At 47.3% G+C, this 25659-nt stretch carries 23 protein-coding genes; 19 read left to right on the top strand and 4 right to left on the bottom strand.

All coding sequences use genetic code 11. The features are described from left to right. Window positions 1–8 precede the first annotated feature (8 nt). From IQ294_RS05685 to IQ294_RS05655, 7 genes are all read left to right on the top strand, one after another. Window positions 9–812 carry a pyruvate, water dikinase regulatory protein gene (locus tag IQ294_RS05685; RefSeq protein WP_203333043.1) on the top strand — a complete coding sequence of 268 codons (804 nt, stop codon included), beginning with the start codon at window positions 9–11 and terminating at the stop codon, window positions 810–812. A 202-nt stretch (window positions 813–1014) separates the two neighbouring features. Continuing rightward, complete coding sequence (dnaG, locus tag IQ294_RS05680; RefSeq protein ID WP_203333042.1) at window positions 1015–2808, top strand: DNA primase; 1794 nt, start codon at window positions 1015–1017, stop codon at window positions 2806–2808. Window positions 2809–2839: 31 nt separating this feature from the next. Continuing rightward, a complete protein-coding gene (gene rpoD / locus IQ294_RS05675) occupies window positions 2840–3994 on the top strand; it encodes an RNA polymerase sigma factor RpoD (RefSeq protein ID WP_203333041.1) in 1155 nt (384 codons plus the stop codon). Between the two features lie 656 nt (window positions 3995–4650). Further along, complete coding sequence (locus tag IQ294_RS05670; RefSeq protein ID WP_203333040.1) at window positions 4651–5790, top strand: acyl-CoA dehydrogenase; 1140 nt, start codon at window positions 4651–4653, stop codon at window positions 5788–5790. Window positions 5791–5917: 127 nt separating this feature from the next. Beyond that, window positions 5918–6316 (top strand): cytochrome c550, encoded by a 399-nt coding sequence (gene cccA, locus IQ294_RS05665; protein ID WP_203333039.1) that lies wholly within the window; start codon window positions 5918–5920, stop codon window positions 6314–6316. Window positions 6317–6557: 241 nt separating this feature from the next. Then, entirely contained in the window at window positions 6558–7271 is a 714-nt protein-coding gene (locus tag IQ294_RS05660; RefSeq protein ID WP_203333038.1) for a tRNA (adenine(22)-N(1))-methyltransferase, read from the top strand. Continuing rightward, the gene (locus IQ294_RS05655) at window positions 7258–8367 is read left to right on the top strand and encodes a Nif3-like dinuclear metal center hexameric protein (protein ID WP_203333037.1); all 1110 of its coding nucleotides are present in this window, start codon (window positions 7258–7260) and stop codon (window positions 8365–8367) included. The genes IQ294_RS05660 and IQ294_RS05655 overlap by 14 nt, the downstream gene beginning before the upstream one ends. Window positions 8368–8536: 169 nt before the next feature. On the opposite strand, the gene IQ294_RS05650 is transcribed toward IQ294_RS05655, so the two are convergent. Next, on the bottom strand, window positions 8537–9517 hold the full coding sequence (locus tag IQ294_RS05650) for a 4-hydroxy-3-methylbut-2-enyl diphosphate reductase (RefSeq protein WP_203333036.1): 981 nt from the start codon (window positions 9515–9517) through the stop codon (window positions 8537–8539). A gap of 130 nt (window positions 9518–9647) precedes the next feature. On the opposite strand from IQ294_RS05650, the gene IQ294_RS05645 reads away from it, so the two are divergent. The 5 genes from IQ294_RS05645 to IQ294_RS05625 all read left to right on the top strand — a co-directional run bounded on the left by IQ294_RS05645 (window position 9648) and on the right by IQ294_RS05625 (window position 14591). After that, on the top strand, window positions 9648–10943 hold the full coding sequence (locus IQ294_RS05645) for a DEAD/DEAH box helicase (protein WP_203333035.1): 1296 nt from the start codon (window positions 9648–9650) through the stop codon (window positions 10941–10943). Between the two features lie 15 nt (window positions 10944–10958). Further along, a complete protein-coding gene (locus tag IQ294_RS05640) occupies window positions 10959–11852 on the top strand; it encodes a deoxyribonuclease IV (RefSeq protein WP_203333034.1) in 894 nt (297 codons plus the stop codon). 710 nt (window positions 11853–12562) lie between these two features. Then, the gene (locus tag IQ294_RS05635; RefSeq protein WP_203333033.1) at window positions 12563–13327 is read left to right on the top strand and encodes a metal ABC transporter ATP-binding protein; all 765 of its coding nucleotides are present in this window, start codon (window positions 12563–12565) and stop codon (window positions 13325–13327) included. Window positions 13328–13329: 2 nt separating this feature from the next. Continuing rightward, window positions 13330–14184: a metal ABC transporter permease gene (locus IQ294_RS05630; protein WP_203333325.1), complete on the top strand. Its 855-nt coding sequence runs from the start codon at window positions 13330–13332 to the stop codon at window positions 14182–14184. Next, complete coding sequence (locus IQ294_RS05625) at window positions 14181–14591, top strand: Fur family transcriptional regulator (protein WP_203333032.1); 411 nt, start codon at window positions 14181–14183, stop codon at window positions 14589–14591. The genes IQ294_RS05630 and IQ294_RS05625 overlap by 4 nt, the downstream gene beginning before the upstream one ends. Before the next feature lie 38 nt (window positions 14592–14629). Here IQ294_RS05625 and IQ294_RS05620 read toward each other — a convergent pair whose 3' ends face one another. From IQ294_RS05620 to IQ294_RS05610, 3 genes are all read right to left on the bottom strand, one after another. After that, a complete protein-coding gene (locus IQ294_RS05620; protein ID WP_203333031.1) occupies window positions 14630–15217 on the bottom strand; it encodes a hypothetical protein in 588 nt (195 codons plus the stop codon). Between the two features lie 12 nt (window positions 15218–15229). After that, on the bottom strand, window positions 15230–16351 hold the full coding sequence (gene ispG, locus IQ294_RS05615; protein WP_238942672.1) for a flavodoxin-dependent (E)-4-hydroxy-3-methylbut-2-enyl-diphosphate synthase: 1122 nt from the start codon (window positions 16349–16351) through the stop codon (window positions 15230–15232). Window positions 16352–16508: 157 nt separating this feature from the next. Continuing rightward, window positions 16509–17018: a DUF1189 family protein gene (locus tag IQ294_RS05610; protein WP_203333030.1), complete on the bottom strand. Its 510-nt coding sequence runs from the start codon at window positions 17016–17018 to the stop codon at window positions 16509–16511. Between the two features lie 160 nt (window positions 17019–17178). Here IQ294_RS05610 and IQ294_RS05605 point away from each other — a divergent pair, with 160 nt between their 5' ends. The 7 genes from IQ294_RS05605 to pstA all read left to right on the top strand — a co-directional run bounded on the left by IQ294_RS05605 (window position 17179) and on the right by pstA (window position 25637). Further along, window positions 17179–18819, top strand: coding sequence for a Na/Pi cotransporter family protein (locus IQ294_RS05605; protein ID WP_238942670.1), 1641 nt, complete (start codon window positions 17179–17181; stop codon window positions 18817–18819). Window positions 18820–19010: 191 nt separating this feature from the next. Beyond that, window positions 19011–19490 (top strand): DUF456 family protein, encoded by a 480-nt coding sequence (locus IQ294_RS05600; protein WP_203333322.1) that lies wholly within the window; start codon window positions 19011–19013, stop codon window positions 19488–19490. Window positions 19491–19600: 110 nt separating this feature from the next. Then, complete coding sequence (locus IQ294_RS05595) at window positions 19601–20209, top strand: superoxide dismutase (protein WP_238942668.1); 609 nt, start codon at window positions 19601–19603, stop codon at window positions 20207–20209. 113 nt (window positions 20210–20322) lie between these two features. Next, window positions 20323–22527, top strand: coding sequence for a peptidoglycan D,D-transpeptidase FtsI family protein (locus tag IQ294_RS05590; RefSeq protein WP_203333029.1), 2205 nt, complete (start codon window positions 20323–20325; stop codon window positions 22525–22527). Between the two features lie 175 nt (window positions 22528–22702). Next, window positions 22703–23695 (top strand): PstS family phosphate ABC transporter substrate-binding protein, encoded by a 993-nt coding sequence (locus tag IQ294_RS05585; protein WP_203333028.1) that lies wholly within the window; start codon window positions 22703–22705, stop codon window positions 23693–23695. Window positions 23696–23830: 135 nt separating this feature from the next. Continuing rightward, on the top strand, window positions 23831–24757 hold the full coding sequence (gene pstC, locus IQ294_RS05580; protein WP_203333027.1) for a phosphate ABC transporter permease subunit PstC: 927 nt from the start codon (window positions 23831–23833) through the stop codon (window positions 24755–24757). Window position 24758: 1 nt separating this feature from the next. Beyond that, window positions 24759–25637, top strand: a complete 879-nt coding sequence (gene pstA / locus IQ294_RS05575; protein WP_203333026.1) for a phosphate ABC transporter permease PstA — start codon at window positions 24759–24761, stop codon at window positions 25635–25637. Window positions 25638–25659 lie beyond the last annotated feature (22 nt).

Raw genomic sequence — 25659 nt, 5'->3', positions numbered from 1 at the left:
AAAATAGTATGAATCTACTCCGGGTTTTTGTAATCTCCGATTCTGTAGGGGAAACAGGGGAGCTGGTCGCGAAAGCGGCAGTCAGCCAATATTTGAATCCCGACCAAAATGTTTCAATAAAACGGTTTCCTTATATCGATTCCGTTGATCAGGTAAGGGATATCATCCATATGGCAGCAGAACAGCGGGCTTTCATCGTATTCACATTGGTTTCCAATAAGCTGCGTGAATTTATCGTATCCGAAACGTCTCGATTGAATGTCAGGGCAGTGGATCTGATGGGGCCTTTGTTGGATGCGCTGAAAGTCGAGTTGGATGCCGAACCGCTTGAAGAAGCCGGGCTGGTAAGAAAATTGGACGATGATTATTTTAAAAAAGTGGAAGCCATCGAATTTGCGGTCAAATATGATGATGGACGGGATCCAAGAGGAATTTTGATGGCGGATATCGTGCTTGTCGGAATATCAAGGACGTCGAAGACGCCCTTATCGCAATATCTGGCCCACAAACGGCTGAAAGTGGCGAACGTGCCGCTTGTGCCGGAAGTGGATCCGCCGGATGAACTGTTCAGGGTGGCTCCTGAAAAATGCTTCGGACTTGTCATTTCACCTGATAAACTCAATCATATCCGCAAAGAGCGATTGATCGCACTTGGTTTGAATGACGATGCCAATTATGCCAAAATCCAGCGCATCCATGAGGAAATCGAGCATTTCAATAAAGTGGTCGCTAAAATCCAATGTGAAGTAATTGATGTGACAAACAGGGCTGTGGAAGAAACCGCAAACCTGATTATGAGCAAACTGAAATAATCCATGAAGAAAAGCCACCTGTAAAGGCGGTTTTTCTGTTTTGTTAGTGGATTTTTTTCTGAAAGAGTTTTATAATGAAGAATTGTGGCTAAACCTATTAAGATAGGCATATTTTAAACCAGCATCTTTTTATTCAACAATGAAGGAATTTGGCGCTGTATCTCGAATTAAGTATGTTAAGCAAATAAAGATGGTGATAATTGTGTCCAGTCGGGTACCAGAAGAAGTGATTGAAAAAATCCGCTCTTCTGCGGATATTGTCGATATTGTCGGTGAATATGTCCAATTGACGAAAAGAGGGCGCAATTGGTTCGGGCTTTGCCCCTTCCACGGTGAAAGCACCCCGTCGTTTTCCGTTACTTCCGATAAACAGATATTCCATTGTTTCGGCTGTGGCGCAGGCGGCAATGTCATAACATTCCTAATGGATATCGAGAATGTATCTTTTCAGGAAGCTTTAGCAAAATTAGGTCAGCGCACCGGTGTTGAAGTTGAAATCAGTGCACCTGCAGACGGGGCTCCGGCACCGTCGAAAGCCGATAACCGGCTTGTGGATATGCATGAATTCGCTGCTGATATGTATCACCATATTCTGTTGAATACAGAAGAAGGGCAGGCAGCGCTCGATTATCTCGAAAATCGCGGTTTCACCCGCGAGGTCATCGAGAAATATCGGATCGGCTGGTCTTTGCCGGAATGGAATTATATGTCTTCTGCATTGCAGAAAAAAGGTTATACCGAAGAAGAACTGGAATCAAGCGGCCTTGCTATTGCAAGGGAGCAGAGGGATGGCTATTTTGACAGGTTCCGTGGCCGGATCATGTTTCCGATCATGAACGAAAGCGGCAAAGTGATAGCCTTCTCCGGCCGGATCATGGAAAACACGAAACAGGAAGCAAAATACATGAACAGTCCTGAATCGCCGATTTTCCAGAAAAGCCAGGTGCTCTACAATTTCCACCTGGCAAGAGGCCCAATCAGAAAAAACCGGAAAATCGTTTTATTTGAAGGGTTCATGGACGTGATAGCCGCAGGAAAAGCAGGCGTCGATAATGCGCTTGCTACGATGGGGACTTCCCTCACATCCCAGCATATCCGGATCATGAAACGTTTTGCCCAGGAAGTCGTCATCTGCTTTGATGGGGACGATGCGGGCTGGGAGGCTGCGAAGCGGGCAGCCGTTGCATTAAATGAAGAGAAATTCAAAGTGGAAGTTGCTGTTCTGCCGGGGAAAATGGATCCAGATGATTATGTCCGGGAAAACGGCAGTGAAACTTTCAGGGAGCAGATCATCGGCAAGCCCCATGCTTTTATCGCTTTTGCCATGATGCATGCGCGGCGCCATAAGAATTTTCAATACGAAAATGATCTGCTCCAATATATCCAGGAAGTCCTCCAATTATTGGCGGGGCGTTCTACCCCATTGGAACGGGATCTCTACATTAAGCAATTATCGAATGAAACTGGTTTATCGCAGGAAGCGATCCTGCAGCATTACCGTAAACTGGAGAACAAATCTGTTGAAAGAAACCGTCCGGAGCCGGAAGTCCAGGCTGTTAGACGGGAACCGAAAAAAGTCACTTCATTGCACCGAGCCGAAAGGCTGCTGTTGGCTCATGCCCTGGCAGATGAATCCGTCATGGACAAACTGGCTCAAAACGGTGGAATTCCTTTCATCAGTGAAGAGTTCCAGGCAATATACGTGCAATTGCTCGGATTTTATGAAGAATGGAATAAAGCGGATTTCCACAAATTCCTGGAAACACTCCAGGATCCCGAGCTTCGGAAGCTGGTAATGGAAACCGCCCTGTCAGAACGTGACCCGGATCACCCGGAAGAAGAAATATCCGATTGTCTGAAACATTTGGAAAAGAACCGGATTGAACAGGAAATCCTGTTAAAGATCCAGCAATCTAAAGAAGCGGAAAAACAGCATGACTTGCAGCGTGCTTTACTTCTTGCACAAGAAGTGATTGCTTTAAGAAAGTCGCTATAGTTTAATCCCGGTTTTTAAAGGAGGAAGTCAAATGGCTGAAAAGTCTGAACGCCAAAATGAAGTTGAAGCAACCAATGTACCACTGACTACCGAGAGTGTAGAAGTGAGTGTCGAGGAAGCGAAAAAGCAATTAATTGAAACTGGTAAAAAGAGTGGCGAACTGAATTATGAACAGATTGCAGATAAATTGGCGATTTTCGAAATGGAATCCGATCAAGTGGAAGAGTTTATCGACCAGCTTGAAGGCCATGGCATCGAGTTGGAACGTAAGTCAGATGATGAAGAACATCTGGATCGTTTGATGAAGCCGACAGAAGAAAAGTTCGATCTGAATGACTTAAGTGTGCCGCCGGGCGTCAAAATCAACGATCCGGTCCGCATGTATCTGAAGGAAATCGGACGTGTGGACCTGTTGAAGGCGGAAGAAGAAGTCCGTCTTGCAAAACTGATCGAACAGGGCGACGAAGAAGCGAAGAAACGTCTGGCTGAAGCCAATCTCCGTTTGGTTGTAAGTATCGCCAAGCGTTATGTCGGACGCGGCATGCTGTTCCTTGATCTGATCCAGGAAGGAAATATGGGCCTGATCAAAGCGGTTGAGAAATTCGACTACTCGAAAGGCTTTAAATTCAGTACCTATGCCACGTGGTGGATCCGCCAGGCGATCACTCGCGCGATCGCTGACCAGGCCCGTACTATCCGTATTCCGGTCCATATGGTTGAAACCATCAATAAATTGATCCGTGTACAACGTCAGTTGCTGCAGGATCTGGGCCGTGAACCGTCACCGGAAGAAATCGGGGAAGAAATGGATCTTCTGCCTGAAAAAGTGCGTGAAATCCTGAAGATAGCCCAGGAACCTGTGTCACTTGAAACACCGATCGGGGAAGAAGATGATTCGCATCTTGGAGATTTCATCGAAGATTCGGATGCACAATCGCCGTCGGACCATGCAGCTTATGAGTTATTGAAAGAGCAGCTTGAAGATGTCCTGGATACACTGACTGACCGGGAAGAAAATGTACTCCGTCTGCGTTTCGGCCTTGATGATGGCCGTACGCGCACACTTGAAGAAGTAGGTAAAGTATTCGGCGTAACGCGTGAGCGGATCCGTCAGATCGAAGCCAAGGCGCTTCGCAAGCTTCGCCACCCTTCAAGAAGCAAACGCCTGAAAGACTTTTTAGAATAAACCCTGCCGTTTCTCATTAAATTATGAGGAACGGTTTTTATTATTCCGGGAATGTTTAATGGATTTTGAATAAAGTTGAACTAAATACTCTATAGAAGTCGATATTGCGCAAAACAGCTAGCTTTCCAGCGGGCTCCCGCCCAATCCTCCTCGTCGCCGCAAAAACCGATGCTCCACCAGCGCTCTGCGCTTCGTCGCAAAGGTTTGGCCGAATGAAGTTCGGCCAAGCCTTCCCTGCGGTGTATCGGTCGTGTCGCTAAGCCGCCGGAGTCTGCGCTGTTTTGCTCCATATCTTAGCAACCCTTCTTTTGCTGAAGTGGTTTCCAGAAACAAATTCGGACCTTCGTCCGAGTGGGTGCTCAATGCTACGCTGAAACTGTAGAGTGTCTTTACTGCTTCACTTCATTCCAGAAGTGGACCTAAGCAAAGGTGCGGCTCAGGACTGGCTGGAGCAATAAGACGAGTGCTCTTCTCGGCTTATTGTGGGAAGCTGGTCTAAAGCGCCCAAGCGGTACATGAAGGTTAATACTGACATTCAATCTATACGTTTTAGCAGTTGAAGAAAAATCATTTTCACCTTATCTATTGAGTTTGATTGAATTTTAACTATATAATGAATATTGTAAGCGTATTCATACAAAAGGGGATGTACACAGATGAATTTCGATTTGACACAAGAACACCAAATGATCAAAAAGACGATCAAGGAATTTGCAGATAAGGTGGTTGCACCGGGCGCAATTGACCGGGACCGCAGCAAGGAATTTCCAACAGAAATCTTCAAACAGCTATCCGGCATGGGGATGATGGGATTGCCGTTTGATGAGAAATACGGCGGTGCAGGCGCCGATACGACCAGCTTTGCGATTGTTACTGAAGAGTTGAGCCGTGCCTGTGCATCGACAGGGATCACATATTCAGCACATATTTCGTTGGGAGGGGCTCCGCTCAACCTATTTGGTACAGAAGAACAGAAAGAGAAATATCTTGCTCCGATTTGTACCGGCGAATCTTTTGGTGCGTTCGGGCTGACTGAACCGAATGCCGGTTCCGACGCAGGCGGCACTGAAACGCGCGCAATTGAAGACGGCGATGATTGGGTCATCAACGGATCAAAAGTCTATATCACGAATGCCAGCCATGCAAAACACCTGGCGATCACAGCGATCACAGGGATGAACGACGGCAAGAAGGAAATCAGTGCCATCATCGTTCCGACTGATGCAGAAGGATTCACGATCATTGATAATTATGAAAAAATGGGCTTGAATGCCTCAAATACTACGGAACTCGTTTTGGAAAATGTCCGTGTGCCGAAAGAAAATCTTCTGGGCAAACGCGGCGAAGGCTTCAAACAATTTTTGGTGACTCTGGACGGTGGCCGTATCGGGATAGCTGCAATGGCGGTGGGGATTGCCCAGGCTGCATTCAACCGTGCGCTTTCCTATTCAAAAGAACGCAAGCAATTCGGAAAAACGCTTTCAGAGTTCCAGATCACCCAATTCAAATTGGCCGATATGGCAATGAAAATCGAATTGGCCCGGAATATGGTCTATAAGGCGGCATGGTTGAAAGACCAGGGAAGACCATTTACAAAAGAAGCATCCATGGCGAAACTCTACGCTTCAGAAATTTCGATGGAAGTCGCAGATGAAGCAATCCAGATCCACGGCGGCTATGGCTATATGAAAGAGTATGAAGTTGAGCGTTATATGCGCGATGCCAAACTGCTTGAAATCGGAGAAGGGACTTCCGAAGTGCAGCGCATGGTCATCGCCCGCCAAATCGGTTGTTAAATTACCGAATTTGTCACAAAGAGTCAAAAATTATCTGATATTCCTTTCAGTTTGCAGCAGAATACAGTACAATTATGAATGATACGAACACTATCATTTGCACAACTTGTAGAGGGAGGGGTAACGGATGCAAAAAAATGCAATTGTACCTTATATCTTAATCATGGCTTTCGGTATCGGATTGATTTTCTTCATGTCTTTGGAAGGCGTCAGCAACGAAGCGGAAATCGCTGAAGAGCACGCAGCTGAAGAAAATGGGGAAGGTGCAGCAACTGGTGAAGGCACAGGCGAAGAATCTGCGGATGCAGGAGCTTTTGACCCTGAAGCTAAAGCACAGGACAGCTGTATTTCATGCCACGGTGGAAACTTTGAAGGCGGAATCGGACCTTCATTAGTAGAAACTGCCATGTCACAGGAAGAAATTGAACAAATTATTGCAGAGGGTGCAGGTTCTATGCCAGGTGGCCTGGTTGAAGCTGATAACATTCCAGCAATGGCTGAGTGGGTATTGTCACTCGGAGAATAATAGCAAAAAACCCTTAGTTCTTCTTGAGCTAAGGGTTTTTCTGTCAGATGAAGAAAGTACACACTATTTATGTTTGAGAAAGCTGTAAAAGGAGCGGATTTCTGTCCAGACTCCAGCGGCCCAGCTCTTCGGGTCATAAGTCACCCCAGTTGCGCGGCAAAAACGCCACTTCGCTGGTTCGCCTTATGCCTTTCAGAGCTTAATGGGCGCTCTCGCTTTTCTTACAATTGGAGGATAATGGATGAATGCACAACAATTATCAGAAAGGCTGAAACGTGTCGCTTCACATGTACCCAGACAGGCAGTTCTGGCGGATATCGGCAGTGACCACGCATATCTGCCGTGTTATTTGGCATTGAATGGCCATATCACTAAAGGGATTGCGGGTGAAGTGGTCAAAGGGCCATATGAGTCGGCAGTAAAACAAGTCCGTCAGGAAGGCTTGAGCGATGTAATTGAAGTCAGACTGGCAAATGGGCTTGCGGCGATCGAAGAAACGGACGGAATCACCACAGTCACAATCGCCGGGATGGGCGGACCGTTGATCGCCTCGATCCTTGAGGACGGTAAAGAGAAACTCGCGGGTGTCGAGCGTCTGATCCTGCAGCCGAATGTCCATTCAAAAGCGATCAGGTTTTGGGCATTGGAAAACGGCTGGGCAATTGCCGCAGAAGAAATCCTGAAAGAAAATGATAAAATCTATGAAATTCTTGTGCTGGAACGCCCGGGTGTCCCCGTATCCTATTCACAGCAGGAATTGTTGATGGGTCCTTGGCTGATGAAAGAAAAATCCCCTGTGTTTATGGAAAAGTGGGAACGGGAAAGTGCACAATGGAAACGGATCCTGCTATCCATGGAATCGACTGAACAGACCATTGAAATCCTGGAGAAAAAGCAGGAACTTGTTGAAAAAATACGGATGACAGAAGAGGTGCTGCACGGTGAAAATTCCTAATGGCCATCAAATCATCGAGGAATTCGAAAAATGGTCCCCTAAATATCTTGCCATGGAAGGCGATCCGATCGGCCTCCATGTTGGAACGCTGAATAAGAAAGTTGAACGGGTTCTGGTGACGCTTGATGTTAATGAGGCGGTTGTGGACGAAGCGATCGCGAAAAAGGCTGAGCTGATCATTGCGCATCATCCGCCGATTTTCCGTCCGATGAAAAACCTTCAGACCGATCTGCCGCAGGGCCGGCTGATGGAAAAACTGATCAAACACGATATAGCGGTGTACGCTGCCCATACGAATCTGGATGTGGCGGAAGGCGGAGTCAATGATCTGCTGGCACAGGCTTTAGGCCTTCAAAATACGAAAGTGCTCGTACAGACCTATGAAGCAGAATTGGTGAAAATCGCCGTTTTTGTACCCGAAAGCCACGAGGATCAGGTGCGTGAGGCGCTTGGTAAAGCGGGGGCTGGCGCAATCGGCGATTACGAGCATTGCAGTTACACCTTATCGGGCACTGGACGCTTCCGTCCTACCGCTGAGGCAGATCCGTATATCGGAGAAGCCGGTAAAATGGAAAAGACGGAAGAGTCGAAAATTGAAGTGGTCGTCAGAAAATGGGATAAATACCGGGTCATCCGTGCGATGATTGCTGCACATCCCTATGAGGAAGTGGCCTATGACGTATTCACGTTGGAGAATAAGGAAATGCCTATGGGCCTGGGGCGCGTAGGGACACTCGAGGAAGAGATGAGCCTGCGGAGTTTTGCCGAATCGGTGAAGGATAAATTACACGTCCCGTTTGTACGGATCGTCGGTGATGAGGATGCCAAAGTGAAAAAAGTGGCTGTACTTGGCGGTGACGGCAATAAATATATCCATCAGGCCAAGCGGTCTGGAGCTGATGTGTATGTAACGGGAGATATGTATTTCCATACTGCCCAGGATGCAGAGGCAATCGGCTTGAATCTTATCGACCCGGGCCATCATGTGGAAAAAGTGATGATCCGCGGCGTCGCAAATCATCTGGCAAAAAATACGGACTGGCAATGTGAATTCCTGCCATCTGAAGTGGATACGGAACCGTTTAAACTGGTATAAAAAAGCGCCGATTCTGCATACTGCAGAATCGGCGCTTTTCTTTGTCCGGACTCCGGCGGCCAAGACGCTCGAGGTCATAAGCCACTTTGGCTGAGCGGCTGAAATGATGCCGCTTCGCCAAACCATCTTATGCTTGTCGGGTCTTGTCGTACGCCGTTACTTTTCGCTATTATTCACTTACCGGATAAGGTTCAATGCGCTCCGAAGGTTTCGGATGCTTGATCTTCGGCAAAATTTTATGAAGTGGTACTGAGCGGGTCAAGTCGTGCGTCGAAGGATCTTCCGGATCGAATTTATCAAGGAAGTTCATCACTTCTTTGACAATCGGAGTCGGTGTCGAAGCTCCGGCAGTGACGCCGACAGTTTCCACGCCTTTCAGCCAATCCAAATTCAATTCGGATAAATCAGAGATGCGGTAAGCAGGAGTGCCGGCAATATCCTGTGACACTTGGGCAAGACGGTTTGAGTTATTGCTCATCGGGTCGCCGATGACGATCAGAAGGTCGGCTTCACCAGCTTGTTCCGCCACAGCTTCCTGTCTTACCTGAGTCGCAAGGCAGATTTCTTTATGCACTTCGGAATGCGGATATTTTTCTTTCAGGCGTTCCATCATATCGACGACATCCCATTGGCTCATCGTCGTCTGGTTCGTTATGATGATTTTGTCTGCTGTAAGCTCCAGCTTATTCACATCCTCCACATTTTCAACAAGATGGACGAGGTCAGGAGCGACGCCGATCGCGCCTTCCGGTTCCGGATGTCCGCTCTTGCCGATATAAACGATGTGGAAACCTTCCGCTGTTTTTTCGCGGATCAGGTCATGGGTCACTGTCACGTCCGGGCAAGTGGCATCGATCGACACCAGTCCTTTGCGGCGTGCCAGTTCACGTACTTGGGGTGAAACACCGTGAGCTGTAAAGATGACGGTTCCTGTTTCCACTTTTTCAAGGATCTCCAGGCGGTTGCTGCCGTCGAGTGTGATGATGCCGTCCTGTTCAAAAGCATCCGTCACGTGTTTATTGTGTACAATCATTCCTAATATATAGATGGGGCGGGGCAGGGTATCGTCCATTGCAGCGTTCTTAGCAATGACCATGGCATCCACCACTCCGTAGCAATATCCCCTTGGAGAAATCTTCATTACTTTCATCGGGTGCAGCTCCTTTCAACAATCAATACTTTCATTATAACGGAGACGGTGCCGCTTTACAAAAGTTCCATCGCGTATAAGTGTCCGTTTATGCTATAATATACGAAGCGTAAGGAGGGAATTTTATCCCATGACAAATTTCGACGAATATTCATTAAAACCATTCCTATTGGAGGCAGTGGAGAAACTCGGTTTTACAGAACCGACTCCGATCCAAAAACAGATCATGCCTCATATATTGAAAGGCAACAGTGCGATTGGCCAATCCCATACAGGGACAGGCAAAACGCATAGTTTCATCATTCCTGTCGTCGAACGGATCGACGTAAGCCGCCAGGAAGTGCAGGCAGTGATCGCTGCTCCGACACGTGAGCTCGGCACACAGCTGTACAATGAAGTCCTGAAACTTACAGAAGGATCAGGCATCGAAGTCAAATCGTTTATCGGCGGAACGGATAAGCAGCGTTCCATCGATAAATTGAAAACCCAGCCGCATATCGTCATTGGCACGCCAGGCCGCCTGAAAGATATGGTGAACGAACGTGCATTGTTCGTCCACACGGCAAAAATCCTGGTTGTGGATGAAGCGGATCTGGCATTCGACATGGGCTTTATTGAAGAAATCGATCAGGTTGCAGGGAAAATGCAGGAAGACCTTGAAATGTATGTCTTTTCTGCGACAATTCCAGAAAAGTTGAAACCGTTCCTGAAAAAGTACATGGAATCGCCGGTCCACATTAAAATCGATGATAAGAAACCGACAGCAGACGGACTGGACTTTTATCTGGTTCCTGTCCGCAGCAAGAAGAAAATGGAACGCCTGAAAGACGTGATGGAAATCATCAACCCTTACCTGGCGATCATTTTCGTCAATACCCGCACGAATGCGGATTATGTGGCAGACCAATTGGCAAAAGAAGGCATCAAAGTCGGCCGTGTCCACGGTGACCTTGCTCCGCGTGAACGTGTCAAAATGATGCGCCAGATCCGTGACCTGGAATATCAATATATCGTAGCGACTGATCTGGCCGCACGCGGAATCGATATCCAGGGTGTCAGCCATGTCATCAACTATGAATTGCCGGAAGACCTGGAATTCTTCATTCACCGTGTCGGCCGTACAGCCCGCGCAGGGATGAAAGGTCTTGCCATCACCCTGTTCAAACCGGAAGAGGACGATGCCATCGTACGCGTTGAGAAAATGGGCATCCCGTTCCAGCAGAAAGATATCGTTAAGGGTGAGTTTGTGGACCTGAAAGAGCGCCACAGCAGAAAAACGCGTGTCCGCACAACCAACGAAGCAGATGCGAAAGCCAAAACGATGGTCCATAAACCGAAATCGGTGAAACCGATGTACAAGAAAAAGATGAAGTGGAAAATGGATGAAATTAAAAAAGCGGAACGCAGAAAGAACCGCAAGAAATAAGGAGTCGAATATTTTATGTTACTCGGATCTCACGTATCGATGAGCGGCAAGAAGATGCTGCTTGCAGCAAGTGAAGAAGCAGCTTCCTACGGCGCATCAACGTTCATGATTTATACAGGTGCACCGCAGAACACGCGGCGTAAACCCATTGAAGAGCTGAATATCGAAGCAGGACTTGCGCATATGGCAGCCAACGGCCTGTCGGATATCGTCGTTCATGCACCTTATATCATCAATCTTGGCAACAGCCAAAAACCCGAAACCTTTGCACTTGGCGTCGAATTCCTTCAAAAGGAAATCGAACGCACTGCGGCTCTTGGGGCGAAACAGATCGTCCTTCATCCCGGTGCCCATGTCGGTGCTGGAGCGGATGTTGGAATCGCTAAGATCATCGAAGGCCTGAACGAAGTGCTGAGCCAGGACTATCCGGTGAATATCGCCCTTGAAACGATGGCGGGCAAAGGAACGGAATGCGGACGCAGTTTCGATGAACTTGCTGCCATCATCAACGGCGTCACTAATAATGAGCGCCTGTCAGTGTGTTTCGACACTTGCCACACCCATGACGCCGGCTATAACATCAAAGAGGATTTTGATGGCGTGCTGGAAGGATTCGACCGCATCATCGGGATTGACCGCCTGCAGGTGCTGCATATCAATGACAGTAAAAACGTCCGCGGAGCAGCGAAAGACCGCCACGAAAATATCGGATTCGGTGAAATCGGCTTTGACGCGTTAAACGGCATTGTCCATCACCGCGATTTGAAGCATGTACCGAAAATCCTTGAAACTCCTTATGTCGGAGCAGATGCCAAAAATAAAAAAGCGCCTTATGCCTTTGAAATTGAAATGTTCAAAGCCGGCATCTTTACACCCGGCGTAATAGAAGAAATGAAAGCTCCTCTTTAATAGAGGGGTTTTTCAAATTGTTGAGAAAGAAGATATGAAAACCGATATTCCGCAAAACAGCTTCGCTTTCCTGGGGGCTTGCGAAAACCCGTGCTCCTGCATCGCTTCGCTAGCTTCGTCGCAAAGAGTTGGCCTTGCAAACTACGGCCAACTCTTAGCTAACTAGGCCTCGTTGCACTTCGCCCTAGTGGATCTCAGCACTTCGCTCGAAAGGGAGTTGAAAAGCCAACTCCCTTTCTGCTCCTTTGGGAGTCTTCGCTGTTTTGCTCCATATCTTAGAATCGCTTTCTATAAAAGAGATAGGTTAGATATATTGGTTTATTGAGAAAAATATTCACGTATTTCTAAAGTTATAAAATGTAGCAGCATGCGGCGAAGGACAGAGATGTGCTCCTGAATCGCTTCGCTGCTTCGTCGCAAAGACTTGTCCTCGTCCGCTTCGGCCAATGTCTTTCCTGCAGGAAACAGAGCGAGTCCTGAGACCCCGCAGATAGCGTGAGCTATCGAGGAGGCTCTGGCAGCTCCCTGCGGAACGCGTCCGTATGCAGCGAAATGATGGAAGCAGATGATGTTTCTCGACAGACTGTGAAAACTTCACTTTAATAGAGGAGTTTTCTTTTTGAGTTCTAAAGGTTTACAAGGCAGGCAAACTGTCCTATACTTTTAAAATGTAAATCGTAATCATTATTAATTAGAAAAGAGGCGGCAATATGGATGCGCCATTGATAGAAATCAAAGACATCAGTTTTGACTATGAAGAAACGAAGGCACTCGACAATATTTCGATGAAGGTGCAAAAAGGGGATTTTTTGGCTATTTTAGGCCCGAACGGCTCCGGCAAATCGACATTGCTCAAAATTATGCTGGGCTTGATCAAACCGACAAAAGGGTCGATCAAATTGTTCGGAGTGGATTCGAAGAACTTCAAGAACCGCGAATGGATCGGGTATGTATCCCAAAAATCAAATTCTTTCAATTCCGGATTTCCGGCGACTGTCGAAGAAGTGGTGGCAGGGGGACTGGCGAAAAAAGCGGGTTTGTTCCGGCGGATGCCGAAAAATAAAGATGAATGTGTGCTGGAAGCTTTGACAGCGGTCGGCATGGAAAATTTCCTGAAAAGGAGCATCAGTGAATTATCCGGCGGCCAGCAACAGCGCGTTTTCATTGCCAGAGCGCTTGTGTCAAAGCCGAAAATGCTGATTCTTGATGAACCTACGGTAGGGATCGATCACCAAAACGTTCAGGCATTTTATGACATGCTTGCGGCGCTGAACAGTAAACAGGACATCACTCTCGTTATGGTCACGCATGATGTAGATACGGTAACAGACCGGATATCACATGTGGCCTGTCTGAACCAGACCATTCATTTCCACGGTTTCAAGGAACAGTTCCAAACTTTGAGCGATGAAGAACGTGCGTCATGGTATGGCCATTCTGTCCGCAAAATCCATCATGCAGGAGGCGCACATTGACCATGATAGAAGCCATTTTAACTTATGAATTTTTACAGAACGCATTCGGCGCAGGATTGATCATTGGTGTCATTGCACCTTTGCTCGGCGTTTTCATTGTGGTGCGGCGGCTCTCGCTGATCGCAGATGCGCTGAGCCATGTGACGCTTGCCGGGATTGCCGGCAGCCTTTATCTGAGTCAGAGCGTTGCTGCATTTGCTGCCCTCAATCCGTTGTTTCTAGGGATTGCCGCATCTGTCGGCGGCTCCGTGCTGATTGAACGGCTGCGCAGCCTGTATAAGCATTATGAAGAGTTGGCCATCCCGATCATCCTGTCGGCAGGAATCGGATTCGGGGCGATCTTCATTTCACTCGCACAAGGATTCTCGAATGATCTTTTCGGTTATCTGTTCGGTTCGGTATCGGCAGTCAGCAGGGAAGATTTCCTGATCGTTTCAGCAATCGCCCTGGTCGTACTAGGATTTATCATCGTCTTTTTCAAAGAGCTGTTCGTCCTGTCATTTGACGATGAATACGCAAAAGCTTCAGGACTGCCCGCAAAATGGGTGCATTTTATGTTCATGATCGTGACGGCCCTGGTCATTGCAGGTTCGATGCGCATCGTCGGGATCCTTCTGGTGTCTTCACTGATGACGATCCCGGTGGCCGCTGCCATGCGCGTATCAAAGAGCTTTAAACAGACCATCATCCTGTCCATCGTCTTCGGGGAAGCTTCTGTCATCGCCGGCCTGATTTCTGCATTCTATTTCAACCTGGCGCCTGGAGGTACGATTGTCGTAACATCGATTGGATTATTGCTGCTGGTTTTGATCTATAAGAAAATAGCTGTGAACATGAAAAGAGGAGCGATCGCATGAATCTTCAAAAAGCGTGGGATATTCTGAAAGATAACGGTTTTAAGGAAACATCGAAACGCAATCAGATTCTTGAATTATTCGTAAATGACGAGCGGTATTTGACTGCGCGTGACTTGCTGGATGTCATGCAGAAAGATTATCCGAGCATGAGCTATGATACGGTCTACCGCAACCTGGCGACTTTTGTCAGTTTAGGGATCCTGGAGGAAACAGAGCTTTCCGGTGAACGCCATTTCCGCATGCAATGCGAAAGTGATTCGCATCACCACCATTTCATCTGCATGGACTGCGGGAAGATCAAGGAAGTTCCGCTATGCCCGATGGATTTGCTGGGAGCTGCGTTGCCAGCTTATGAAATCGATAACCATAAATTCGAAATATACGGCAGATGCCCGGAATGTAAATAAAGAAAAGCCGATTGCGCAAGCAATCGGCTTTTTAATGTTCATTTTGTTTTCAGTTCTTCCAGCGCAAATTCATTGCTGACGAATTCTTCTGCTTCCAGCCAGTTATATACCCGGATCACATTTTTTGGAACAGGCAGGCGGTTATAAGGGGTATCAAAGAGAATCACTGGAATATCCAATTCTTCACTGATATCGACCGCGTTATCATGCTTGTCTTCAAAAAAGAGGTGGACATTATGCTTTTTGGCGGTTTCGATTTTATTGTGGCTGCCGATCAATTCGATATGATCATAGGCGATGGCGTGTTTTTTGAACCACTCCAATGTAATATCCGAAACGTTTTCGCCGCGGGCAGAAATGTAGAATAATTCATAGCGTTCTTTCCATTGGTTCAAGATATTCTTCGCATTTTCCGAAACGGGAGAAGAAGCATAGATTGCAGATTCCGCTTCCCTGAACCAGGAGTAGAATTCCCCGGGTTCAAGATGGGGGAGGGCAGATGTCAGATCATATTCCTTGATGTCGTCCAATGTCAGTTCGCTGTTGAACTGTTTGTTGATGTGGGGGATCAGCGACGTTGGAGAAGTCACTGTCCCGTCTATATCAATGCCGAAACGATATCTCACTGCATCACAACCTTAGGCTTGTTGTTTTTCCATTTCCGCTTTCTCAGCGGCCTGTTTCTCAAAATATTCCTGAGCCAGTTTATCGATTTCGATTTTCAGCTCTTCAACCATTGTTTCTTCCGGAACTTTACGGACAGTTTTACCATGCATGAACAGTAATCCTTCTCCGCGTGCACCGGCAATGCCGATGTCCGCTTCGCGCGCTTCGCCAGGCCCGTTGACCGCACAGCCCAGTACAGCGACTTTCAGCGGAGCTTTGATGTGTGAAATATATTCTTCCACTTCATTGGCAATTGAAATCAGGTCGATTTCAATCCGGCCGCATGTCGGGCAGGAGATCAAAGTTGCAGCATTGGAAGAAAGTCCGAAAACTTTCAGCATTTCGCGTGCCACTTTCACTTCTTCAACAGGATCGGCGCTCAATGACACGCGGAGTGTATTACCGATGCCTTTAGCAAGTAAAGCGCCAAGTCCGGCAGCTGATTTCACAGTTCCGGAGAATAATGTGCCGGATTCAGTGATACCCAGGTGAAGGGGATAATCAAAAGCTTTTGAAGCTTTTTCATAGGCTTCGACTGCAAGGCTGACGTCCGATGCTTTCAAGGACACGATGATGTCATGGAAATCGAGGTCTTCAAGGATCTTAATGTGGTGAAGGGCACTCTCGACCATGCCGTCAGCTGTCGGATAGCCGTATTTTTCAAGGATTTTACGTTCAAGTGAACCTGCATTAACACCGATACGGATTGGAATGCCTTTCGCTTTAGCTGCATTGACTACAGCTTCCACTTTTTCGCGGCGTCCGATGTTGCCCGGATTGATACGGATTTTATCGGCGCCCTGCTCGATGGCGATCAGCGCCAATTTATAGTCAAAATGGATATCGACAACAAGCGGGATATTTATGCGTTTTTTTATCTCTCCGATAGAATATGCTGCGCGTTCATCCGGACATGCTACACGGACAACCTGGCAACCTGCTTCCTCGAGTCGGAGTATTTCCGCTACTGTCGCTTCCACGTCATGGGTTTTGGTTGTTGCCATACTCTGAATAAATAATTCATTACTGCCGCCGATTGTGATGTCTCCAACCTTAATCGGGCGTGTTTTTGAACGGTGAATGATCTCACTCATCAATTATCTCTCCTTTTGGGATTTTCCGGCGATATGAGCCGTTCCCGTTATCTTCTGCCGGAATGGGCTGAAATTCAGCCCAGCTCCGGCTCTAATGGATGCCTATTGCTATTTTAGCAGTCGTTGGCTGTAAAATACAAGAAAGAACGGTCGAAGCTCATTTGCGCTGTGGCGGCATTTTCGGATAATATCGGACTGCCAGATAAAGATAGGCGGATGCCGACAGTGTAATAAGCATCGGGAGCCATTCATTTTCAACGAAATAGCCTGCAGCAAACGATAATAGTGTCGGAAATGTGACGCTGAGGGCTGCCGTTCTCCACAAATGCCGGTATTCACCCCGACGTTTCATCAATTTCAGGAAGGCCATCCCGACCCATGCGAATAAACTGATCTTGATGAAGTGATAGAGCGTCGTGGTGACGAACAGGAGAAGGAATGCCAGTGGGTAGAGCAGCCATTCGATTTCTTCTATATATAGAAGCAAGCCATCGAGTTCTCCTGAAACGGTGTTCAAGCCACTGATGAATTCAATGAAAGCCACAATGGCAAGCAGCAGGATGAACAGGAAAACAAAGCGCATAATTTTACCGATCGGCAATATCCTGACGGCTGCCTGCTTTTTAGGTTCCATGATACTGGCTTTCAGCAACTGGTAAATATTCAATTTCATCTTCCTTTCGTCAATTGATTCTATCGTAACATGAGACGAAACCAAAAATAATCGGGCTTTGTTACGGGAATGTAAATTTTTATTAAAGGTATTTACATTTGACTGTAGAACTATTCATAATAGACAAGGTGTGAATACGCTATTCTAGGAGTGAATGTTAATCGTGGAAACGAACTGGCAAGAAATACTGTTCACCTTCTTTGGTGGGCTGGGTATATTCCTTTTCTCCATTAAATATATGGGAGATGCCTTGCAAAAAGCGGCGGGAGACAAATTGCGGGATATTTTGGACCGCTTTACGACCAATCCGTTCATGGGGGTTCTGGTTGGTATTGTCGTAACTATCCTGATTCAGTCCAGTTCTGGTACGACAGTTATTGTCGTCGGTCTGGTAAGTGCCGGTTTCATGACTTTGCGTCAGGCAATCGGAGTCATCATGGGGGCAAACATCGGGACGACCGTTACTGCTTTCATCATCGGGCTAGATGTAGGGGCATACGCTTTGCCGATTATGGCAGTCGGTGCTTTCCTGATCTTCTTCTTCAAGAAAAATAAAGTACAGAATATCGGACAGGTCATTTTCGGTTTCGGGGGACTATTCTTCGGAATGGAAACGATGAGCGGAGCGATGAAGCCGTTGCGTGAATTGCCGGCATTCATCGATATGACAGTCAACTTGAGCGAAATGCCGATTTTAGGGGTGGCAGTCGGGACAATCTTTACGCTGATCGTCCAGAGCTCCAGTGGTACCATCGCAATTCTGCAAGGCTTGTATGCAGAAGGTCTAGTTGATCTAAGAGCCTCCTTGCCAGTATTATTCGGCGATAACATCGGTACGACGATTACTGCGGTATTGGCTGCAATCGGTACATCCGTAGCAGCACGCCGCGCAGCAGCCGTCCATGTACTATTCAATATCATCGGTTCTGTCATTTTCCTTATTTTACTCAATCCTTTTACAGCTTATGTCGCTTGGCTGGCAGCAACGTTGGGCCTTGATCCGAAAATGGAAATCGCATTTGCACACGGTTCATTCAACGTAGCGAATACGATCATTCAATTCCCGCTCATCGGTTTATGGGCATACCTTGTGACGAAGATGATACCGGGTGAAGAAGTGACGATCGAATTTAAACCGAAACACCTTGATATTCATTTCATCGAACAGTCACCATCCATTGCACTCGGCCAGGCGAAAGAGGAAATTCTCCGCATGGGTAATTATGCAGTGCAGGGGCTGGAAGAAACTTATGCCTACCTTAAAACGAAAAGTAAGAAAAATGCAGAAACAGCTTACCAGCTGGAAGATGCAATTAACAATCTTGACGGGAAAATTACGGATTACCTCATTTTGATATCTGCAGAATCGATTTCGTCTGCAGATTCAGAACGTCATACCGTCTTGATGGAAACTGTCCGTGATATCGAGCGGATCGGGGATCATTTCGAAAACGTACTGGAACTGATCGATTATCAGGAAAACCATAAAGTCAACTTGACTGAAGACGCTATGGAAGACCTGACAGAAATGTTCACGTTGACGATTGCAACAGTTCAAAAAGCACTTGTTTCCCTTGACACTTCTGATCATGAACTTGCGCGCGAAGTTGCGGAGCAGGAAGATCTCATCGATAAGATGGAACGTAAATTCCGTAAGAAGCACATTTTGCGTGTGAACGAAGGAAGATGTTCTGCACAGGCCGGCATCGTGTTCGTCGATATCGTCAGCAACCTTGAACGCATAGGCGACCACGCAGTGAATATTGCAGAAGCGATCCTGGGCAACAGAACTTAAAAATTTTCAAAATCGACTTTCTCCCTTTCATCTTTCTTTACATTTTAAAAAATGTAGGGCACGATGAAAGGGAGCTTTTTTATGGCAGGAAAATTATCGGCTTGTTAGCTGTACGTAATGCCAATTCGATCTTTTATGTCTTTAACGGGTGATTGTGCATTGAAATTAGAGGGGGCAACTATATGGAAGCAATTGAAGTGATTGGCTGGATTGTCGTTCTTTTATGTTTTGTGATCGGTTTTATCGGCCTTGTATATCCGATCATTCCGGCAGTCCTGTTTATCTTCGGCGGATTTGTCATGTATGGCCTGTTCTTCAGTTTCGCTGATCTGCCATGGTGGTTCTGGCTGATCCAGGTCCTGTTCGTCGGTCTGCTGTTCAGCGCAGACGCATTATCCAATGCCTATACCGTGAAACGTTTCGGCGGTTCTCGTGCCGGATTCTGGGGCAGCATGGCCGGCCTCATCATCGGGCCGTTCGTACTGCCGATCATCGGGATCATCATTGGACCATTTATCGGGGCAATCGGTGCGGAACTGATCTTCAACCGTTCGAAGTTCAAGCAGGCCTTCAATTCCGGAATCGGATCGGTAGTCGGATTCATCACATCGGTCTTCACTAAAGGGATCATCCAACTGGTGATGGTCATCCTGTTCTTCATTGTCGTCTGACTCGGTCAAAGGTCTGATTAAAATGCATGATCGTGCATTTTAATTGTATCAATCCGGATTCTTTGTTACGCTAGGAAAGTAGAACAATAGACTCAAGGAGGAATTTAATCATGGCTTATGAATTACCGGAACTACCTTACGCGTATGACGCACTTGAACCACACATCGACAAAGAAACGATGAATATCCACCACACGAAACACCATAATACGTACATTACGAATGTTAACGCAGCCTTGGAAGGCCATGCGGATCTAGCTTCAAAATCTGTAGAAGAATTAATTTCCGATTTGAACGCAGTTCCTGAAGATATCCGTACAGCAGTTCGCAACAATGGTGGCGGACACGCTAACCACTTACTGTTCTGGCAATTATTGACGCCAAATGGCACAGGAGCTCCATCGGGTGCTCTTGCTGAAGCGATCGACAGCAAATTCGGCAGCTTCGACGAATTCAAAACGCAATTTGAAAACGCTGGTAAAACTCGCTTCGGTTCTGGCTGGGCTTGGCTTGCTGTTTCAAACGGCGAATTGGAAGTCACTTCCACTGCAAACCAGGATTCTCCATTGATGGACGGCAAAACGCCGATTCTTGGAGTTGACGTCTGGGAGCATGCCTACTACTTGAAATACCAGAACAAACGCCCGGATTACCTGGCAGCATTCTGGAATGTTGTAAACTGGGATGAAGTATCGAAACGTTACGAAGCAGCTAAATAATCTAATTCATATGCAACCTGACACACACTTTTTCGTCTGAAAAAGTGTGTGTTTTTTGCTGTTCGATGATATACTGACTTTTGGATATTTAACCGGAAGGAGACCGTAGATAAATGACTCAACCCACTAAAAGGAGAGTAAGCCAGGCAAAGTCGAAGCTGAAATCCCATACCGTCTTTCGAATGAATGTCCTTTTTTTCTCCATCTTTCTATTGTTCTCTTTATTGATCCTCAGACTGGGCTACCTTCAAATCGTTAAAGGTGAAGATTACGCCCGCATATTGGCGAGAACGGAAGAAGTGCCGGTCAATACCAGTGTGCCGCGCGGACGCATTTTCGATTCGGAAGGGCGTGTGCTGGTCGATAACAATCCAGTAAGTGCCATCACCTACACGGCTATGCAGACGACCAAGCGAACGGAAATGCTGGAAACGGCAAGAGAACTTGCCAGATTGATCGAAAAGGATGACAAGCGAGTAACTGACCGGGATAAGCGTGATTTCTATATCATGCTGAATACGGAAGAAGCGACTGCCAAAGTGACGGATGAAGAACGGAGAGCCATCCAGAATGAAGATATTACTGAAAAAGAAAAGCAGCGCAAGATAGACAATCTGATCCGGGAAAAAATTACGGACGCAGAATTGGCAAGCATGAGTGCCGAAGATATTGAAACATTGGCGATTTTCCGTGAAATGACATCGGGCTATGCCCTGTCGCCTCAAATCATCAAAAATGAAGATGTGACTCCTGAAGAGTTTGCAAGGGTATCGGAAAGGCTGACGGATCCAAAATTGAAAGGTGTCAACACCATCACGGACTGGAAACGGGTTAAGACAAGCGACTTGACCATTCTCGGCAGCACGACAACACCGGAACAGGGGATCCCTTCCGATAATCTGGAATATTACCTGGCGCGGGATTATTCGCGTAACGACCGGGTCGGGACCAGTTTCCTCGAGCAGCAGTATGAAGAAGTGCTCCAGGGCCAAAAGTCGGTTGTGAAAAATATCACTGACGGCCGCGGCCGGGTCATCGAAACCGTACCTTCAGATGAAGGGAAGCCAGGCAAGGACCTGATGCTTACGATTGACAGCGAATTGCATTCTGCGCTTGAAGATATAGTGGAGACCAATCTGCGCGAACTGAAGGCCGGACCCAATTCACAATTGGTGAGAGATGCCTTTCTGGTGATGATGGACCCGCGCACGGGCGAAGTCCTTTCCATGATCGGCAAGAAAATCGAACGTGATGAAAATGGGCAGATGGTGGTGCTCGATCAATCCTACGCAGCTGCGACTGCAGCTTATGCAGTCGGATCATCCGTAAAAGGCGCCACGTTGCTGACTGGTTATTCTGAAGGTGCTGTCAGCATGAATCAAACCCTGATCGATGAACCTTTGATCATACGGGGCACTCCTCCAAAACGTTCGATTTTCAACCAATCCCATTTCAACAGGATCCCGTTGACTGACCTGAAGGCAATCGAGCGTTCATCCAACGTCTATATGTTCAAAATAGCGCTGGAAATTGCAAATGAAACTTATGAATACGATGAACCGATCAATATTCCTGCCAGCAGCTTCCAAACCATGCGGAATTCATTTGCCCAGTTTGGTCTTGGTGTGAAAACAGGCATCGACCTTCCGTTTGAAGGCACCGGCTATAAAGGGGCTACAAATGTCGGAGGGAATCTGCTCGACTTTGCCATCGGACAGTTTGATACGTATACGCCGCTTCAATTGGCGCAGTATATCTCGACCATCGCAAATGGCGGTTACCGGATGCAGCCGCATTTAGTGAAGGAAATTCGCGGTGCATCCACTGATGGACAGAACCTGGGTCCTGTAGAGGCAGTCGTGGAGCCTAAAATCCTGAACCGAATCAGCAACTCACAGGCGGAACTCGACCATCTGAAAAGAGGGATGCGAAATGTTTATACCGGGAGCCAGGGGTCGGCGAGAGCTTATTTCAACGATACCGATTACACAGCAGCCGGCAAGACCGGAACTGCTGAAGTCGAGTATTATGATAATGTAGATAGTCCGTTCTACACTAAGGATTCACTGACAACCACCCATGTAGGCTTTGCGCCTTATGATAATCCGGAAGTCGCATTCTCGGTTATGATTCCATATATCACGACCAATACGGGTGTTGTGCCGCCTACATCCAACCTGATTGCGCGTCAGGCACTGGACAAATATTTTGAGCTTCGCGAAACGAAATCGGATGAACCTCCTTCAGTCATCAAGCCGCCTTATTCGGATGAAGTGATTGAAGAAGGCGAAGAAGAAACAATCGATATCAATAATTGATCTGAACCCGCCCTGCAAAAATGCAGGGCGGGTTTTGTGTTGAAACTTTTGGATCCATGACGATTTTCATTAAGCAGCGCATTTACAATTTCTTAACAATGCGTTTATATGTCCTCAACAATCCATCTTTATAGTTAAGACTGTAAACAAAACAAACTATTTGGGGGCGTAACAGATGAAAAACTGGAAATTCAAAATGGCTTCAACGATTTTAGGTTCTGCATTGATACTTGGTGCCTGCGGAAATGATTCAGAAGAAACAGGAAACGCAGAATCAGGATCTGAAGTTGAAGAGAGCGAGACAGGGACGGCATCCCAATCAGGATCATCCGATGAAGCCGTGGAAGGTTCGGTTTCTGGTGACGGCTCATCGACAGTTGCACCGATTTTGGAAGGCGTCGTTGAAGAGTACGCCGGTGCTCAGCCGGATGTCCGCGTACAGGTTGGAGTTTCCGGTACAGGCGGAGGATTTGAAAAGTTTATGCAAGGTGAAACGGATTTCTCGAACGCTTCAAGACCGATCAAAGACGAAGAAATTGCAAGCCTTGAAGAAGCAGGCATCGAATATACAGAATTGCTTTTGGCATACGACGGTTTGACGGTCGTTGTCAGCCAGGAAAATGACTGGGTTGAAGATTTGACGGTAGAAGACCTGAAAAAACTTTGGGTGGAAGACGGTTCAACGAAAATGTGGTCTGACATCAATCCTGACTGGCCGGAAGAAGAAGTTGTTTTCTATGCACCGGGGACGGATTCAGGAACTTATGATTACTTCAATGAAGTGATTCTGGAAGATGAAGATCTGGTAAGTTCGGCTACGCTGTCTGAAGATGACAACATCCTAGTCCAAGGGATCCAGGCAGATAAGAACGCAATCGGATTCTTCGGATATGCATACTTTGTAGCAAACCAGGATACACTAAAAGCAGTTTCCATCGGCGGAGTTGAGCCGAACGCAGAAACGATCGAATCCGGCGACTATGAGCCGCTGTCCCGTCCGCTCTTCACCTACGTGAGCAATACGGCAGTTGCTGAAGACGATGCGGTCTATGATTTCATGAAGTACACATTGAACAATGCCGGAGCGATGGCTGATGCGGTCGGATATGTTGCATTGCCTCAGGAGCAATACGATGAAGGCCTTGAAAAGCTCGAAGCTTTAAGATGATGGATGTCTCCAATCACCTGGACTGAGCGGGCAGTTAATGCCTGCTTTTTCAGGGTTTCGTAAAAGTTTCGATAAGATGGCTGCATTGCAGCGCTTTACGCTTCGTTTTTCTTAAGTTGAAAGGGGATTCTCATTATGCGTCAATCTGTGCAAGAAATGATCGCGCAGTCGAAAGGCAAGAAAAATAAACAAGTTCTTGAAAAAATCATACCGGTCATCCTATTCCTGATTGCATCAGTATCAGTTCTGACGACGATCGGGATTGTCCTGACTCTGATTTTCGAAACGGTGACCTTCTTCACCCGGGTTTCTATTTCAGAGTTCCTGTTCGGCACGACGTGGCTGCCGTTCTCGAATAAGGATGCCCAGTTCGGCATCTGGCCGTTGATCCTCGGAACACTGAAAGTGACTGCGATTGCAATTGTTGTGGCGGTGCCAATCGGCATTTCCGCTGCCATTTACCTGAGCGAGTATGCCAGCGAATCGGTGCGCCGCGTCGTCAAGCCGGTTCTTGAAGTGCTGGCAGGCATCCCGACAATCGTCTACGGATTTTTCGCCTTGACGTTTGTCACACCTGTTCTTCAGTCCTTCTTCCCGGATATCAAAATCTTCAACGCGATTTCTCCCGGCATTGTGGTCGGGATCATGATCATTCCGATGATTGCTTCCCTGTCGGAAGATGCAATGTCCTCGGTTCCGAAACAGATCAGGGAAGGCGCTTTGGCAATGGGATCGACCAAATTCGAAGTTGCCTGGAAAATCACTGTGCCAGCTGCGATGTCCGGTATTGTGGCGTCAGTGGTACTCGCCGTATCCCGTGCAATCGGGGAAACGATGATCGTATCGATGGCGGGCGGTTCGACACCGAGGTTCGACGGCGATTTTGCGGGGTCTATCCAGACGATGACTGCGTATATCGTGCAGGTTTCTAAAGGGGACGCCGGTTACGGGACTACGATCTATTATTCGATTTATGCGGTCGGATTCACCTTATTCCTCTTTACGATGGCAATGAACCTTCTCGCCGGTTATGTTTCCAAACGTTTCAGGGAGGAGTATTGATATGAGATACATCGAACAGCAACAGGTTGTCAAAAGAATGAACGGTCGAAAAATCATCAATTCCATATTCAAAGGGATATTCATGCTTGCTACATTGCTGGCGCTGCTGGCGCTGGTTATCCTGTTGTACCGGATCATTACGCAGGGAGCGGGTCACCTGTCGCTTGATTTCCTGACTAATTTCGCCTCCCGTTTTCCGGAACAGGCGGGGATCAAAGCGGCACTTGTCGGATCACTTTGGCTGATGGCGGTCGTGGCGCCGACAGCATTGATTCTCGGTGTAGGTTCGGCAATTTATCTGGAAGAGTATGCCAAAAGGAACCGGGTCACTGATTTTATCCGCGTCAATATCTCCAATCTGGCTGGCGTGCCTTCCGTCGTTTTCGGTCTCCTCGGATTGACGATATTTGTCCGGGCACTGGCACTCGGCACAAGTGTGCTGGCAGCCGGTTTTACAATGAGCCTTCTGATTCTGCCGGTCATTATTGTTGCGTCACAGGAAGCGATCCGGTCGGTGCCCGGTGAACTCCGTGATGCATCGCTTGGCATGGGTGCCACCAAATGGCAGACTATCGTCAAAATTATCCTGCCTGCAGCAATTCCAGGGATCTTAACAGGAAGTATCCTGGCCCTGTCACGAGCGATAGGAGAAACAGCTCCACTGATCGTCGTCGGCATACCGGTCATTATTCAGTTTTTACCATCCGGTGTCATGGATACTTTCACAGCGCTGCCGATGCAGATCTACGACTGGTCTAGCCGTCCGCAGCAGGAATTCCAGGTCGTCGCAGCTGCAGGGATCATCGTTTTGATGGCGTTTCTGCTCTTTATGAACTCGATTGCCGTCATCATCCGCAACAAATTCAATAAGCGCTATTAATGCATATGAGTTGAGAGGGGTT

It is taken from the genome of Planococcus beigongshangi (assembly GCF_016820495.1).
Classification (GTDB): Bacteria; Bacillota; Bacilli; order Bacillales_A; family Planococcaceae; genus Planococcus; species Planococcus beigongshangi.
This window is presented reverse-complemented; position numbering and strand designations above follow the sequence as displayed.

What these genes read in the sequence shown, in the direction of transcription:
- IQ294_RS05685 (WP_203333043.1), top strand. Translation starts at nt 9, where the DNA reads ATGAATCTACTCCGGGTTTTTGTAATCTCCGATTCTGTAGGGGAAACA.
- IQ294_RS05660 (WP_203333038.1), top strand. Translation starts at nt 6,558, where the DNA reads ATGAATGCACAACAATTATCAGAAAGGCTGAAACGTGTCGCTTCACAT.
- IQ294_RS05590 (WP_203333029.1), top strand. Translation starts at nt 20,323, where the DNA reads ATGACTCAACCCACTAAAAGGAGAGTAAGCCAGGCAAAGTCGAAGCTG.
- IQ294_RS05585 (WP_203333028.1), top strand. Translation starts at nt 22,703, where the DNA reads ATGAAAAACTGGAAATTCAAAATGGCTTCAACGATTTTAGGTTCTGCA.
- rpoD (WP_203333041.1), top strand. Translation starts at nt 2,840, where the DNA reads ATGGCTGAAAAGTCTGAACGCCAAAATGAAGTTGAAGCAACCAATGTA.
- pstA (WP_203333026.1), top strand. Translation starts at nt 24,759, where the DNA reads ATGAGATACATCGAACAGCAACAGGTTGTCAAAAGAATGAACGGTCGA.
- IQ294_RS05645 (WP_203333035.1), top strand. Translation starts at nt 9,648, where the DNA reads ATGACAAATTTCGACGAATATTCATTAAAACCATTCCTATTGGAGGCA.
- IQ294_RS05635 (WP_203333033.1), top strand. Translation starts at nt 12,563, where the DNA reads ATGGATGCGCCATTGATAGAAATCAAAGACATCAGTTTTGACTATGAA.
- IQ294_RS05630 (WP_203333325.1), top strand. Translation starts at nt 13,330, where the DNA reads ATGATAGAAGCCATTTTAACTTATGAATTTTTACAGAACGCATTCGGC.
- cccA (WP_203333039.1), top strand. Translation starts at nt 5,918, where the DNA reads ATGCAAAAAAATGCAATTGTACCTTATATCTTAATCATGGCTTTCGGT.
- IQ294_RS05640 (WP_203333034.1), top strand. Translation starts at nt 10,959, where the DNA reads ATGTTACTCGGATCTCACGTATCGATGAGCGGCAAGAAGATGCTGCTT.
- ispG (WP_238942672.1), bottom strand. Translation starts at nt 16,351, where the DNA reads ATGAGTGAGATCATTCACCGTTCAAAAACACGCCCGATTAAGGTTGGA.
- pstC (WP_203333027.1), top strand. Translation starts at nt 23,831, where the DNA reads ATGCGTCAATCTGTGCAAGAAATGATCGCGCAGTCGAAAGGCAAGAAA.
- IQ294_RS05650 (WP_203333036.1), bottom strand. Translation starts at nt 9,517, where the DNA reads ATGAAAGTAATGAAGATTTCTCCAAGGGGATATTGCTACGGAGTGGTG.
- IQ294_RS05625 (WP_203333032.1), top strand. Translation starts at nt 14,181, where the DNA reads ATGAATCTTCAAAAAGCGTGGGATATTCTGAAAGATAACGGTTTTAAG.
- IQ294_RS05595 (WP_238942668.1), top strand. Translation starts at nt 19,601, where the DNA reads ATGGCTTATGAATTACCGGAACTACCTTACGCGTATGACGCACTTGAA.
- IQ294_RS05605 (WP_238942670.1), top strand. Translation starts at nt 17,179, where the DNA reads ATGTTAATCGTGGAAACGAACTGGCAAGAAATACTGTTCACCTTCTTT.
- IQ294_RS05670 (WP_203333040.1), top strand. Translation starts at nt 4,651, where the DNA reads ATGAATTTCGATTTGACACAAGAACACCAAATGATCAAAAAGACGATC.